14 protein-coding genes and 1 tRNA gene are annotated in these 13,719 nt (G+C 42.9%); 2 read left to right on the forward strand and 13 right to left on the reverse strand.

Features of this window, described 5'->3' with window-relative positions; genetic code table 11:
* Window positions 1–154: 154 nt before the first annotated feature.
* Both FJX03_02370 and FJX03_02375 read right to left on the reverse strand, forming a co-directional pair.
* On the reverse strand, window positions 155–2,401 hold the full coding sequence (locus FJX03_02370; protein MBM3632541.1) for a response regulator: 2,247 nt from the start codon (window positions 2,399–2,401) through the stop codon (window positions 155–157).
* 98 nt (window positions 2,402–2,499) lie between these two features.
* A complete protein-coding gene (locus tag FJX03_02375) occupies window positions 2,500–3,429 on the reverse strand; it encodes a TerC/Alx family metal homeostasis membrane protein (protein ID MBM3632542.1) in 930 nt (309 codons plus the stop codon).
* A gap of 87 nt (window positions 3,430–3,516) precedes the next feature.
* On the opposite strand from FJX03_02375, the gene FJX03_02380 reads away from it, so the two are divergent.
* Window positions 3,517–3,948 carry an aminoacyl-tRNA hydrolase gene (locus tag FJX03_02380; GenBank protein ID MBM3632543.1) on the forward strand — a complete coding sequence of 144 codons (432 nt, stop codon included), beginning with the start codon at window positions 3,517–3,519 and terminating at the stop codon, window positions 3,946–3,948.
* Between the two features lie 166 nt (window positions 3,949–4,114).
* A complete protein-coding gene (locus FJX03_02385; protein MBM3632544.1) occupies window positions 4,115–5,086 on the forward strand; it encodes a hypothetical protein in 972 nt (323 codons plus the stop codon).
* Between the two features lie 65 nt (window positions 5,087–5,151).
* Here the strand turns inward: FJX03_02385 and FJX03_02390 are convergent, their stop codons facing one another.
* The 11 genes from FJX03_02390 to FJX03_02440 form a co-directional block, all read right to left on the reverse strand.
* Window positions 5,152–5,352 (reverse strand): hypothetical protein, encoded by a 201-nt coding sequence (locus tag FJX03_02390; GenBank protein ID MBM3632545.1) that lies wholly within the window; start codon window positions 5,350–5,352, stop codon window positions 5,152–5,154.
* Entirely contained in the window at window positions 5,349–6,665 is a 1,317-nt protein-coding gene (gene gltA, locus FJX03_02395; GenBank protein ID MBM3632546.1) for a citrate (Si)-synthase, read from the reverse strand. Before gltA ends, FJX03_02390 begins: the two co-directional genes overlap by 4 nt.
* A gap of 159 nt (window positions 6,666–6,824) precedes the next feature.
* On the reverse strand, window positions 6,825–7,412 hold the full coding sequence (locus FJX03_02400; protein ID MBM3632547.1) for a DUF3501 family protein: 588 nt from the start codon (window positions 7,410–7,412) through the stop codon (window positions 6,825–6,827).
* An 84-nt stretch (window positions 7,413–7,496) separates the two neighbouring features.
* Window positions 7,497–8,798, reverse strand: coding sequence for a glycerol-3-phosphate dehydrogenase (locus FJX03_02405; GenBank protein MBM3632548.1), 1,302 nt, complete (start codon window positions 8,796–8,798; stop codon window positions 7,497–7,499).
* An 18-nt stretch (window positions 8,799–8,816) separates the two neighbouring features.
* Window positions 8,817–9,233 (reverse strand): rubrerythrin, encoded by a 417-nt coding sequence (locus FJX03_02410; protein ID MBM3632549.1) that lies wholly within the window; start codon window positions 9,231–9,233, stop codon window positions 8,817–8,819.
* Between the two features lie 113 nt (window positions 9,234–9,346).
* Window positions 9,347–9,559, reverse strand: coding sequence for a DUF465 domain-containing protein (locus FJX03_02415; GenBank protein ID MBM3632550.1), 213 nt, complete (start codon window positions 9,557–9,559; stop codon window positions 9,347–9,349).
* A 118-nt stretch (window positions 9,560–9,677) separates the two neighbouring features.
* Window positions 9,678–9,753, reverse strand: a tRNA-Phe gene (locus tag FJX03_02420).
* A gap of 104 nt (window positions 9,754–9,857) precedes the next feature.
* Window positions 9,858–11,072 (reverse strand): CCA tRNA nucleotidyltransferase, encoded by a 1,215-nt coding sequence (locus FJX03_02425; protein MBM3632551.1) that lies wholly within the window; start codon window positions 11,070–11,072, stop codon window positions 9,858–9,860.
* Window positions 11,073–11,149: 77 nt separating this feature from the next.
* Window positions 11,150–12,346 carry a 2-octaprenyl-6-methoxyphenyl hydroxylase gene (locus FJX03_02430; GenBank protein ID MBM3632552.1) on the reverse strand — a complete coding sequence of 399 codons (1,197 nt, stop codon included), beginning with the start codon at window positions 12,344–12,346 and terminating at the stop codon, window positions 11,150–11,152.
* The gene (locus tag FJX03_02435) at window positions 12,340–12,867 is read right to left on the reverse strand and encodes a hypothetical protein (protein MBM3632553.1); all 528 of its coding nucleotides are present in this window, start codon (window positions 12,865–12,867) and stop codon (window positions 12,340–12,342) included. Before FJX03_02435 ends, FJX03_02430 begins: the two co-directional genes overlap by 7 nt.
* Complete coding sequence (locus FJX03_02440; GenBank protein ID MBM3632554.1) at window positions 12,864–13,646, reverse strand: pyrroline-5-carboxylate reductase; 783 nt, start codon at window positions 13,644–13,646, stop codon at window positions 12,864–12,866. Before FJX03_02440 ends, FJX03_02435 begins: the two co-directional genes overlap by 4 nt.
* Between the last annotated feature and the right edge of the window lie 73 nt (window positions 13,647–13,719).

The following is a 13,719-nucleotide window of genomic DNA, read 5'->3' on the forward strand; positions in this document are numbered from 1 at the left end:
CTCCCTTTAAATATTAAATTGTTTTTTTGTATTTTCTCTTCAAATTACACAGCCATACCTAACAAAATCAGCAGCGAAAGCTAAGCAGTACTTTGATATGAATTATACGCTAAAAGCGCCCCTTAAAGCCATCTGTGTATTTTAAACTGAAGAGCTATAGTTCCTGACTTAGTGTTAGCACTTCTTTAACTTTAGATGCTAGGTCTTTTAGTGTAAATGGTTTCGGCAAAAAATGAATTTTTGCATTATGATCTAAATTTTTTCGGAATGTATCCTCCGTATAGCCAGAAATAAAAATTGTTTTCGTATCTGGATAAAGATCTCGAATCCTTTTACTTAACGTTGGCCCATCCATTTTGGGCATCACAACATCCGTAACCAACAAATCAAAGCATTCGCCCTGGCTTAAAATCTCAAGAGCAGACTCCCCGCTATCCGCTTCAATCACCCGGTATCCTTTTTCACGTAAAGCCCGGGCACTAAACATACGGACAGCATCTTCATCTTCCACAAGCAATATTGTTCCGGCTCCCGTCAAATCTCCTGAAGGAGATTCAACATGAGGAATATGAACCTCTTCTTCACCACCCGCATGTCGGGGCAATAAAATTTTGAAGCTCGTACCTTCATTTACAACACTGTCGACTAAGACAAATCCACCCGTTTGTTTCACGATACCATAAACCGTGGACAAACCAAGACCCGTCCCTTCACCGACTTCTTTCGTAGAAAAGAAAGGTTCAAAGATATGCTCTAAGTGTTCTGGAGGGATACCGTGACCAGTATCTATCACCTCTATCATCACATAATCACCTTTTGCTACCAAGTCATGCCCCATGCGCTGTTGCTTCAAACATTGAAAATTACTGGTCCGAATAGTAAGAGCTCCCCCCCGGGTAATAGCATCGCGGGCGTTAACCACCAGATTAATAATGACTTGTTCCAGTTGGCTGACGTCGACCTTTACGGGCCACAAATCACGACCATGAATCATTTTCAGTTCTATTCCTGCCCCAATTAATCGTCGCAAGAGCGTTGAAAGATCTGCTAGGTTATCTGTAATATGAACAACCTTAGGTTGTAAAGTCTGTTGTCGTGAGAATGCGAGCAATTGACGCACCAAGTTGGCCGCTCGATTCGCATTTTGTTTAATTTGCATCACATCGGTATAAGCAGGATCATTAGGCAAATATCGTTGAAGCAAGAGGTCACAATAGCCAATCATCGCTGTTAATAAATTATTGAAGTCGTGGGCAATTCCGCCAGCCAGTTGCCCCACAGCTTGCATTTTTTGCGACTGAATAAATTGCCGTTCTAACCGTTTTTGTTCCGAGATATCCAGGAATTGGAGCATCAAAACAGAGGCTTCATCTTCTTGAGGCAAATGTGAGACATAAGTTGTAGTGTGAATTTTCCCCTCATCAAACCTTATTTCGAAAGGAGATGGAGGCGTTGTGCGCTCAAATGCCCGGCGCAGTTTAGTTGTTGTTTCTGATCGAACAGCAGGATGAATCATTTCAAAGAAGTCTTGACGTGGCTTAACCTCCCCAACCATCAGTGTAAAGGCAGGGTTATAATCGATAATTTGCCCCTCCCCCCCAATAATAACAGCTGGAATAGGTGCTTCGGAAAAAGCCTGTTTAAAAACGCCAGCTCCGGCACCCGTCGTCAGAAGACTGTCTGGCCGACAAAAAAGCAGGGGCTGAGACTTTAGAGATGTTAACGCCAACATTTTAAAGGGAACGGAATGGGGACTTCGCACAGAAATTAGAGATTTTCCTTGGGCCCACTCATCCCCTAAAAAGGTCTCAAGCGCAGTTCCTAGCAACCCCTCACGAGGCAAGCCGATCCAACGACAAAAAGTATTATTCGTCCCCATAATGAGTCCATTTGCGTCTGTATAAACGATAGCGATTGGTGCTTTATCAACAAAAGACTCAAGGGCCCCATAGTTATGCTTAAGCTGATTATGGCTCGAAAAATGAGGTGTGATATCTCGCAATGCTGCCATGAGGCCTTTGCGTCCAAAGTATCCCCCTATTTCTAAGGGAGCCGTTGCCATTAACCACCACTTTTGATCCTGCCCCAAACCATTTCCACCCCCACTTACCAAAATCTCACCCCGCAAACGATCTTCTATCATCGTTTTCAACTGCGCCGCTTCTGGCGTTGGGGCGATGCGCGTTAATATTTTTCGCAAAAACTCCTCTTGATTGGGATAGGTATTGGGATGCGTCGTCCAAATTGATTTACCAGAGTCATCGAAAATGGCTGCTTCAATGGCCGGTGTCAGCGTTGAAATGCCCGCATGAATGAGTTTTAACTTTTGTTTATAAATATTTTGTTGTCGGTTACCATATACCCAGTATGCCATTGTCGCCACAGATACGATGCCAATCATAACAAGGCTAAACCACTCGAGCTTGCTTGTCGCATGGGCACTTAAATAGCTAAATGCACCACACCATATGAGCGTCCCCAATATAACAAAAAGAGATCCTATTTGTGGCAATTTCGACTCCGATACCCTGAGAGAGCAATACTACCTCCCAAAATCAACAATATGATAAGTAGAGAAGCTTCCGTTGGAATTTTATATATATCCATCATCAGCATTTTTATTCCAACAAAACAAAGGATAAGTGCAACACCTGACTTTAAATAATAAAATCTTTCTACAGCATCCGCCAATAGAAAATAAAGAGAGCGCAACCCAAGAATTGCAAAAACATTCGATGTGTACACAATAAAGGGATCTAGGGTAATCGCAAATATGGCAGGGACCGAATCAATCGCGAAGAGAAGGTCGGAACCTTCAATAAGCGCTAATGCTACAAACAAAGGCGTGGCCTGCCATCGCTTAGGGTGATCCTTTGATCGAACCCATAGCTGTTGACCCTCTATTTTTGGGGTTAAGGAAATATAACGCTGTAAAAAAATAATAATAGGGTGAGTTTCAACCTCGAAGCGCTTTTCAGTTAACCAAAATATTTTGAGACCTGAGTATAATAAAAAGGCGCCTAAGGGATAAAGAATTTGATGGAAATAGGATATGAGCGTAATCCCAAAATATATCATAAGCCCCCGCAAAATAAGGGCCCCAAAAATACCCCAAAATAAAACACGATGCTGATATTTCAAAGGAATAGAAAGAGTTCGAAAAACAACAGAGAAGATGAAAATGTTGTCGATACTTAAGGATTTTTCAACAAGATAACCACTGAAAAATTCTAATCCTTTGTCGTGTCCCATAACAAAGGAAAGGCCTATTCCAAAAGCCAAGGAAAGAGCAATCCATATAAACGACCATTTCAAAGCTTCCCGGGGGGCGACAACATGAGCATCTTTATGAAATACTTTTAAATCAATCCAGAGCATTGCCAATACCAACACATTAAAAATAATCCAAAAAAGAGATGTATTTCCCATGCTAACCACTTTCAAAGGGTTGGAATAATTCTGTTAATGAATTTATCATAGACTTGAATTCGAAGAAGAACCAGAGGCATAAAATAGATGCAAATCACACCATCACTTTTTATTGATGAAAAAGAAATCAGCGAATCGTTTATCCGAGCCAGTGGACCCGGCGGACAAAACGTCAATAAAGTTTCGACTGCTGTGCAAATTCGCTTTGATATCCTTCACTCTCCTTCATTGCCCGAAAATGTTCGCGCCCGTCTTTTAGTCATGGTGCGCAGCCGTCTTACAAAGGAAGGTGTGCTGATTATTACCGCGAGGCGCTACCGCACCCAGGACCAAAATCGCCAAGATGCCCGAAATCGCTTAGCCGAATTGATCTACCGCGCCACCATTCCTCTCGTAAAGCGCATTCCCAGCAAACCAACGCGAACATCTAAAGAAACACGCCTTGCCGCCAAAGCCCGTCGTAGCCAGGTAAAACAGGGACGACAAAATATTAGGAAAGATAAAGAAGAACTCTCTTAAATTCAAATATATCTAAATAAATTTTTTTCAAATTATTAAAACTAAAAATTGCTGACATGCTTGCTTTTTTTAATAAATTTGCGTATTATTACCTTGCTTATAAATATTTTATACCCTGAAATTTGAATTGCAGATTTTCAACCCCCGTAAATTAAAGGAATTACCGATGAAACAATTCTTATATAAACTTTTCTCTATGTTTTTGGTCATGGGGTCTGTTTTTGGAACTGAACAAAGGGAAGAAAAACTTTTAAATCAAAAAGGTGCCATTTACTCAATTGCGAATGCCTATGAAAATCATGGGCCTGATCATAAACCCGCTCTTTTTGTTGATATCGATATAACATCTAATACAGGAACACCCAGTCAAGCGCGCAATGTACCAGCCCTATTTGCCGAAAAAGGGTGGGAAAATAATGACCAACTCGCACGAGCTTATAGATTTGGCACTCCTTATCTTATATGTAATGGCGAGAAAGTCGAATACCCAAGGATATATACGAAGGAAGAACCTGTTAAATATCAACTCATAGAAAAGCAAGAGGAGAAGAAATTTAAGGGAAACACCAGAGTTAGTAATACGGATCTTTTTCCTGGTGATAAAGTCTCTGTCTGCAACGTAGAAATTTTTGAGCGGCCAGACGGTACAGTCTTAAATAAATCCTCTCTTTTATATGAGGGCGTAGTTATGTTCTATTTTGATAGGAAACCTATTACAGCTGAAGAATTAGTGAGCAAACCTCTAAACACGCCGGCAGAAGTTGCTATATTTTTAGTTGAAAATGAGCAGAGTAAAGTATTTAAAGAAATTCTTTATCCTGTCACTGTGGCAGAAATTACAGCACCGACCTTTTTATTCGACTTTTGTCGTGAACATGGAAAGGAACATCAAGCTCGCAAACTAGGCAAGATTCAAATGCGGCACGCTTATTCAATCTATGAAGCCACCCCGACAACACGTGTCATTTGTGCAGCAATTCCTCCCCGACAAACTATTTATTCTGGGCCACACGAAATACTTTTAAAAGAAAGGCAAGATCTACGCGAGGGTCTCGGTATTGGTAAGAAAAATCGGCCAAACTGCTCGACTTACAATGCAGACACTGGCCTTCCTGCCAATTATCGTATTATTGGATAGACGTTCTCATAAATTATATCCCGGTCGGCATGCACCGGCCGGAATAGACAACAGCTAAATAATTTCTAAAATATTGCATAAGCTAGGACTGCACCCACAACAATGGTCCATGAGATGAGCCAAGTAAACCATTTCATTGCCGGCATCAAATTATCATTAGCAGAAGCTTGGATAATTTGATAAATCATTCCTTTTGTTGGGTCAGGCATATCACCAGGACGTCTAGCGGCTGCATTGCGAATTCTATTCCTACTTGTTTCAATCATTTACTTTTCTCCTCTAGACGTTTTTCCATAGGTATATATTCCCGATACCCTTTCCCTATATACAGCTGACGGGGGCGCCCAATTTTTTGCATGGGATCCGCAATCATTTCTTTCCATTGGGATATCCAACCGACTGTACGGGCAATTGCAAAGAGAACCGTAAACATGGAAGTGGGAATGCCCATTGCTTTAAAAATAATGCCTGAATAAAAATCAACATTGGGATAAAGTTTTTTCTCAATGAAATATTCATCTGCAAGTGCTATACGCTCCAACTCCATAGCTAGCTGGAGAGTCGGATTATTTTTTATACCAATCTCACCCATAATCTCATGACACGTTTGACGCAGAACATGAGCGCGGGGATCATAACTCTTGTAAACACGATGTCCAAATCCCATTAACCGGAAGGGATCAGACTTATCTTTAGCCCGCTTGATAAATTCAGGAATTCGATCTACATGACCAATTTCTTCCAGCATTCGCAGAACCGCCTCATTGGCACCCCCGTGTGCGGGGCCCCACAAGGCTGCAATTCCCGCTGCAATGCAAGCAAAGGGATTGGCACCACTCGAACCAGCTAAGCGTACGGTTGACGTCGAAGCATTTTGTTCATGATCAGCATGGAGAATGAGAATGCGATCAATAGCCCGAGCCCAGAGAGGATTAATCTGATAAGGCTCCGAAGGGGTTGAAAACAACATATTGAGCATATTTTCAGAATAGCTTAAATGATTTTGCGGGTACACAAAAGGCTGACCAATAGAATATTTATAAGCCATACCAGCGAGCGTAGGCATCTTCGCAATTAGACGTAAAGCGGCAATTTGACGTTGATTAGGATCTTGAATATCTAAACTGTCATGATAAAATGATGACAGCGCCCCCACAACACCCACCATAATCGCCATAGGATGCGCATCGCGACGAAATCCGCGATAAAAAGCACTCACCTGTTCGTGTACGAGGGTATGCTTGTTAATAGATTGAACAAATTCAATTTTTTGGGTAGCTGTCGGAAGTTCACCATAAAGAAGCAAATACGAAACTTCCATAAAGTCACTTTTCTCAGCCAATTGTTTTATGGGATACCCCCGATAAAGCAATATTCCCTTGTCACCATCGATAAAAGTGATTTCTGAGCGGCAACTGGCTGTAGACACAAAGCCAGGATCGAAGGTAAAGAGGCCCGAGGTTGCAAAGAGATCCTGAAGATCGAGAACTCCAGGTCCATCAGTTCCAACATAAACCGGAAGATCTACGGTTTTTCCTTGATAACTCAACTGAGCAAATGTTTGAGTTTTAGGTGCCACCATGATCATTCTTTCTTCCCTTAATTTTAAAAGTAGCGAGAAAAGCAAATTAGGGGCAATAACGAACGATTACCCACATTCCTACTTTCAACTTTACGCCTGAAAGGTAAAGGAATCAATAACACGACCGGGAATAATTTTAATTTCTCCCAAATTACGTTATTCAAAATCTTTCTGAAGTGTGTTGCGCACAGACTCTAACATAATTGCCTTAAAAGTGAAATCAGGGTGCGTCATTTCAACGATTATATCTTGATTAGGCTTTGAAAAATCAGCGATTTGTTCTTGTGTAAAAGCCCAATGGATAAAATGAATTGCCGATGTCTTTCCTGACTCCGTTGTTCGGTTGGGATCCTCCTCGGGAAGTGATTGCAGGGTGTGCCCTGCAAACCGAAGGTATAAATGATGTTCAATACCCCCAAGTTTTCCCAAGACCTCTGCACGACGAATGGGATCATCAATCTCAATCATAAAGGTTGCCACTAGTTCTTTACCTTGAGGCATCAGGGGGTTGTAAGCCAAGAGCTCATCGGCCATTTGAGCATCCCCCCCTTTTTCGATGTAGAGCATTTCTTGCACCTGCCACCAAAGGGTATCGTAGTTTTCAAAGAAAAGTGTTGCCTCCGCCCCTAAGGGAACCCGACGATTTTTCTTAATAGCAATTGTTTCTTGACGCATCTGTTCCCGGACTCTGCGAAAAACTTCAATGGGAAGAATGTCTTCTGCTGTTAAGCATTTTTTCATCATGATTTCTTTCAATCTTTAAAAACTTATTCTTTTATTCATCAAAGCCTAAAGACACGAGGGGTAAAAAATAATCAACCTAAAGCTTTATAGCCCATAAGCGTGGGCAAATATCTCAATAGGATGAGCGTTTTCACTTACAAAATTAGAATCTAATTTTTCCATGCCCTGGCGAATATGTGTAGCTGCCAGAGGGCATTCAGATAAAACGAGACGGTTCTGATTCTTTAAAGCCTGTTGTGCTACCGGCTTGCCAACCTTTAAGGCAATATCAAAATTTTCGACCTTCAAGCCCCATGCTCCTCCATGACCGGAGCATCTTTCAATAACTTGCAAATCAATATCCGGAATCAAGCGAAGCAATTCCGCTGCTTTTTGACCCATATTTTGAGCCCGCGCATGACAGGCAATATGAACCGTCACGCCTTCTGTTAGCGGCTTAATGCCTTCTACTAACCCTGGCCCTTTAGCCAAACTTACCATATATTCCGTAATATCCTTCGTTGAATGCCCTAAAAGATTTACATTTTCGTCATTGGGCAGAATTAACGGCCACTCCGACTTCAGCATCAAAGCGCAAGATGGCACAAGAGCAATGACTTCGTAACCTTGATCAATCCATGGTCTTAATTCGCCCGCAACACGCTTTGCGGCTTCAGCCACACCAGCAATATTACCTTGCTCCAATAAAGGCATTGCGCAACAACCAGGATAAATAACTTGGGTTTCAACGCCGTTGTGAGCCAAAACTTTGCGCGTCGCAAGACCTATATTAGGGTTATTATAATTCCCATAACAGGTGGCATAAATAACGACTTTGCGCCCATAAGCAGGAGCTGCCTTATTGAGGGACAAGGGTTCACGGGTTTGGCGAACGAGAGTTTTAGCGTGAAACTGAGGCACAGCGGCTTCCCGATGAATTCCCAATGTCTTTTCCAAGAGAGGGCGTGTGATTTTATTGCCTTCTTTTGTCGCCCAATTCGCCAGGGGAGCTACAGTTTTACCTACCGTACCCGCCAAATCTGTATTTGCTAAAATCTGCGTCGAAAAAGGTACTTTGCCCGCAGCAAACTCCATCGCCCGATAGCGCAGCATAAGGTGGGGAAAGTCGATATTAAATTCATGTGGAGGCGTATAGGGACACTTTGACATGTAACACAAGTCACATAAGGTACAAGCTTCAACAGGGGGCGCAAAATCAGCACTAGCAACAGAATCTAATTCCCCGGTGGGCGCCGCATCAATTAAATCAAATAACCGCGGAAAGGTATCACACAAATTAAAGCAGCGACGGCATCCGTGACAAATGTCAAAGACCCGCCGCATTTCTTCGTCTAATTTATCCGCATCTAAATAATCGGGATGAGTCCAATCAATAGTATGACGCATGCAATGAGCACCTCTACCCTAGCTCATGGTCTCCAAAGCTCTTTGGAATCGACCGGCATGAGAACGTTCGGCTTTCCCTAAAGTTTCAAACCAATCTGCAATTTCTTCAAACCCTTCCTCACGGGCAGTACGAGCCATACCTGGATACATATCTGTGTATTCATGTGTCTCTCCCGCGATCGCAGCTTTCAAATTCAAAGAGGTATCGCCAATCGGCAAGCCCGTTGCCGGATCCCCAACAGCTGCAAGAAACTCTAAGTGACCATGTGCATGCCCGGTTTCACCTTCAGCTGTTGATCTGAATACACTGGCAACATCATTATGACCTTCAATATCTGCTTTTTGCGCAAAATAGAGATATCGACGATTGGCTTGTGATTCCCCAGCAAAGGCTTCTTTTAAATTTTGTTCCGTCTTACTTCCTTTTAAAGACATACTTTCCTCCTCAAATTAAGCGATTTGTTCAATGAGTACTATCAGCTAAGTAAGGGGGAAACGTCAAGGGATATAGTGGCTTATATGAATTCTTGGGCTAAAATTCTTGAAGTTTAGGCAATAATATCGGGAACCAGAAGGCCATCAATTTTTTGGATTTGATCTTTTACAAGTATTCTTCGCTTCTTTAAGCGGTGAACTTGAACGTCGTTTTGGTGGCTATCAAGGGACAAATGAGAAATTTCGTCCACCAGCTGACGATCTTCCTTTTTGAGTTTGTCCAGCTTGTGCTGTAATTCTACAACCATACTTGGTTCTAGTGCCATTATTCCATAATACCCATATTATTTTGTAGTAATCTATATAATCACTTCTTAATCAAATAAACAACATAAATAATAAATACTACATTTAGTGTTAATTGAAAACTAGAAAGAAGATTAATGGTGCCCAGAGCCGGGATCGAACCAGCGACACAGGGATTTTCAATCCCTTGCTCTACCAACTGAGCTATCTGGGCATACGTTTACACATTAGGCCTCCCAGACATAGTAAATCTTGACTGAATTGTCTAGATGAAAAATGGCATTGAAACGGAAACTTTGAAGTGAAAGGGCACCAAACCTAATGGGACTGCTGTCGATCTCGAATCCATTTCAGGCAGGCATCGCGATTGGGCTGAAAATTTTGAGCAATCCACCAGGCTTCACACTGTTTCAAAAGGTCGCCCAATTTGGGACCTTGTTTTACACCCATCCCCACAAGATCTTTGCCTTGAATAGGAAAGGTAGGATGCCGCCAAGATGCCGAAACATTTAAAGTTGCGTCAAGAATAGATCTTGTCGAACCTACAGCGCGCAAAGTTAGGCTTAATCGAGTCAAATCTTCAAACCATTCAGCACCATCATGATAGAGATTTGCATAGATCGTCTTTTCAGAACTGGGATAATACTCTAAACGATTTTGACAATATTGAAGGTAATTCTTTTGGTCTCGCGAAAGTCTTAAAGTTTTCGCCAGAGCCATAACGTCAATTTTGGGTAAAGAAAGGGCCGCTAAACGACACATTACTCGGGGGACTTTCTCAAAATTTAAAAGAGACTCGAAGGCATCAAGATTTATGGAGTGAGGCAAAATCAGGGGGGCAATACCCGCTTTGCTTAACAAACGAAGACTTGATAAAGGATCAGGGGCCGATAAAAGCTTCAAAAATTCATACCCGATACGCTCTCGCGACAAATCCTTTAGCCCCTGATGTAAAGCTGTACAGGCCTGTATTGCCTCTAAGTTGACAGGACCTTGGCCATACCAAGCTAAGAAGCGAAAGTATCGTAAGATGCGCAAATAATCTTCTTGAATGCGTGTATGGGCATCGCCAACAAAGCGAATCATCCCAAATTTAAGATCTTCTAGACCGTGAAAGTAATCGTAAATAGTCCCTTGGACGTCCGCGTAAAGCGCATTAATAGTGAAATCCCGACGGCTTGCATCTTCTTCCCAACTTGTTCCATACGTAACGCGTGCACGACGGCCGTTTGTTTCCCAATCTTTGCGCAAAGACGTAATTTGAAATGTTCGGTTTTCTAAAACAGCTGTTATGGTCCCGTATTCATAACCTGTCGGAATCACGTTGATATTCGCTTTGGTGAGGATGTAAATAATATCATCAGGGCCAATGGGAATAGCTATATCAATATCTTGTGCAGAAATCCCTAGAACAGCATCACGCACACATCCTCCAACAAACCGTGCCTCTCCCCCCTCTTCCCGAAAAATTTGAAAGAGCCTTTGGGTTATGGCATCCCCCATAAGAGGAAATTGGGTTAAGTCGAGCTTCATCAATGATACTATAGGAAGTCTCACAAAATTGAGCAAGGGGAGGACTTAAGAACAAAATAACTTTGCAATTTTCCCCCTCAAATGCCCATCGCTTTTCGGATGAGGCGTCTTTTCAAGGGAGGGATTTGGTTTACGATTCCCAAACCTGTATTACGCATAAAAGAAAGTATGCTGGATTTGTTGGAGAATAATCGAACCATTCCATCACTCATTGCGAGTATCGAAGCTGTATCGAGTCGACGTCGACGCTGATAGTCAGATAAAATACTCTGTGATCCAATATCAAGCCCCAAATCCTTAGCTTTTTTGAGGACTTCTGCCAAAATTTGCGCATCCCGCCAACCTAAATTAACTCCTTGTCCTGCCACAGGATGGACTGTATGAGCGGCATCCCCCACAATCGCGAGACGATGATCGACTGTATTTTTCGCAACCATGGCCGAGAGGGGGTATGACCACCGCTTGCCAGAAACTTCCAAATTTCCATAAAAGGGAAAAATTTCTTGAAGCTCTAGGGAAATTTTGACATCGTCCAAGTCTAATAGACGATTAATATCCTGCGGAGAGCCTGTCCACACAATACCTGATCGGTTCACCCCAGTCACAGGGCATGTCCGTAAAGGTAAGATAGCAAACGGCCCTTGAGCTTGAAAAATCTCCCAGGCCCTGCCTTCGTGCGGTTTTTCATGACGGACGTGAGCAATAAAAGCCGATTGGTTATATCGCCACCGAAATGTCTTGATACCCGCCTCATCTCTTAAGGGAGATAAGCGTCCTTCCGCTCCAATAATCAACGGGGTCTTCAAAACGTCACCGTCCTCCAACTGAATGACAGCTGCTTCCAGGTGACGCTCACTTTGAAGCACCTGTGCGGGCGCCCTCCAAATCAAATTATGTGACAACTCCTGAGCACGCTGAAAAATACCTTGGCGCAAAGTTCGATTTTCTACTATATAACCCATCGGATCTGGGCCAACATCTCGATGATCATAATAAACAGCCCAGGGAGAATCTTTTTCAAATACACGAATATCCAGGATAGGTTCTGCCGCATGGTCAACTTTGGGCCAGATGTTCAGGCGATCAAAAATAAGTTTTGATCCATAAGCGACAGCAGTTGTTCGCCCATCCAAATCTGGCTTTAAAAGATCCTCTGGTGACTCCCTATCTATCACTGTTACCATAAGTCCCTGTTGAGCCAGGGCGACACCTAACGTTCCTCCAACCAAACCACCCCCAACAATGACAACATCCATTGCCTGTGGCTTTACCATGGCAAGCTCCCTAATTGTTTGAGCCCTTGATCTAGAGTAACCAGTGTGTGCTCTTGTTCAGGCGTCTCGTCATAAATCCACACGTACAATACATAAATAAATAGGGTCAAATAAGCTCGTAATTGTATAGGAGCCCAAAGATTATCTTCCTCCATACCACAATCTTTCAAAATACGCGCAACCATTTTCATCACATAAGGACGTAACGTCAGCAGCATCAGAGGTTTTGCGACCAGGTCCCCCCAGAGACGACGAATCGCATTGCGATGAGAAGCACAAGCATCCAAATGACTCATGACCATATCTGTTAACCGATCATGTGTGGGTAATGTCGAGGGGGGGATTTCACGCATCGTCTGATCATGAATTTCTTCCATGAGGACTAAAACCATAAAGGCCGTTTCCGGATAAAGAGATGCAAGTTCAAGAGGGCTCTGCCCCGTTTCTTGAGCCAATCTTTCAACTGTTAAGGCTTCTAAACCCCCTTCTTCCGCTAGCTTCCATAGAGCCTCTTCATTCATTGAGACAATTCCTGTCCTCTATGCACGGCCGCTTTTACAGCCGTATAAGTTAGCTTTTCTAAAGCATGACCTTGGTCAAATACACCTAATGCAGCAGCCGTTGTTCCTCCCGGGCTGGTAACTTTTATGCGCAAATCAGTTGCTGAATCTGACGTACCCTGAAGAATAGCCCCCACTCCTATAGCTGTTTGACGGGCTAATGCAAACGCCACCTCCCGCGGGAGACCACACTCAGCACCTGCAGCTGCCAGACATTCTACAAGGCGAAAAAAATAGGCCGGCCCGCTCCCAGACACTGCCGTCACAACGTCCATCAAAGCTTCGTGTTCGAGCCATATCGCTTTTCCAGATGCCTCAAAGATTGATTGTCCTAAAGCTCGTTGTTCTTTTGTTAACGGATTCTGCGCTACAAGAACGGAGATCCCCTGTCCCACTGTTACAGGGATATTGGGCATAGCACGAATAATACATTCGTCTTCGCCTAAAAGTCGATGATAAGTGCTCAATGTCAAACCTGCTGCTATAGATAAGAATAAACAACCCTGTCCTGAAAATCGTCGGTAATGAGGCAAAAGGTCAGGTAAAATTTGGGGTTTAACTGCAAAAATAATAAGATTGGGCACAAAATCTTCAGGAAGTGAAGCCAAATCGGGTACATATTGAGGATTTGACGGTTCAATGACAACGACATCAAAGGGCGCGTTATCCCGCTCCCAGCCTTGTTTTAAGGCACTTCCCATGACACCACATCCTACCAAAAGAAACTTTGCGCGTTTCATTTTATTCTCGCTTTCCTCAATCGTTCGCTCGAACCAACATACTGCCCGTATATCCTTGATAAAAACTTCATAA

It is taken from the genome of Alphaproteobacteria bacterium (assembly GCA_016870095.1).
In the GTDB taxonomy this organism is placed as follows: domain Bacteria; phylum Pseudomonadota; class Alphaproteobacteria; order Paracaedibacterales; family VGCI01; genus VGCI01.

Excerpts from the sequence above, each read along its gene's own strand:
- FJX03_02440 (MBM3632554.1), bottom strand. The coding sequence starts at position 13,646 with ATGAAACGCGCAAAGTTTCTTTTGGTAGGATGTGGTGTCATGGGAAGT.
- FJX03_02400 (MBM3632547.1), bottom strand. The coding sequence starts at position 7,412 with ATGATGAAAAAATGCTTAACAGCAGAAGACATTCTTCCCATTGAAGTT.
- FJX03_02415 (MBM3632550.1), bottom strand. The coding sequence starts at position 9,559 with ATGGCACTAGAACCAAGTATGGTTGTAGAATTACAGCACAAGCTGGAC.
- FJX03_02385 (MBM3632544.1), top strand. The coding sequence starts at position 4,115 with ATGAAACAATTCTTATATAAACTTTTCTCTATGTTTTTGGTCATGGGG.
- FJX03_02435 (MBM3632553.1), bottom strand. The coding sequence starts at position 12,867 with ATGAATGAAGAGGCTCTATGGAAGCTAGCGGAAGAAGGGGGTTTAGAA.
- FJX03_02430 (MBM3632552.1), bottom strand. The coding sequence starts at position 12,346 with ATGGTAAAGCCACAGGCAATGGATGTTGTCATTGTTGGGGGTGGTTTG.
- FJX03_02405 (MBM3632548.1), bottom strand. The coding sequence starts at position 8,798 with ATGCGTCATACTATTGATTGGACTCATCCCGATTATTTAGATGCGGAT.
- FJX03_02380 (MBM3632543.1), top strand. The coding sequence starts at position 3,517 with ATGCAAATCACACCATCACTTTTTATTGATGAAAAAGAAATCAGCGAA.
- FJX03_02370 (MBM3632541.1), bottom strand. The coding sequence starts at position 2,401 with ATGATTGGCATCGTATCTGTGGCGACAATGGCATACTGGGTATATGGT.
- FJX03_02375 (MBM3632542.1), bottom strand. The coding sequence starts at position 3,429 with ATGGGAAATACATCTCTTTTTTGGATTATTTTTAATGTGTTGGTATTG.
- FJX03_02410 (MBM3632549.1), bottom strand. The coding sequence starts at position 9,233 with ATGTCTTTAAAAGGAAGTAAGACGGAACAAAATTTAAAAGAAGCCTTT.
- FJX03_02425 (MBM3632551.1), bottom strand. The coding sequence starts at position 11,072 with ATGAAGCTCGACTTAACCCAATTTCCTCTTATGGGGGATGCCATAACC.
- FJX03_02390 (MBM3632545.1), bottom strand. The coding sequence starts at position 5,352 with ATGATTGAAACAAGTAGGAATAGAATTCGCAATGCAGCCGCTAGACGT.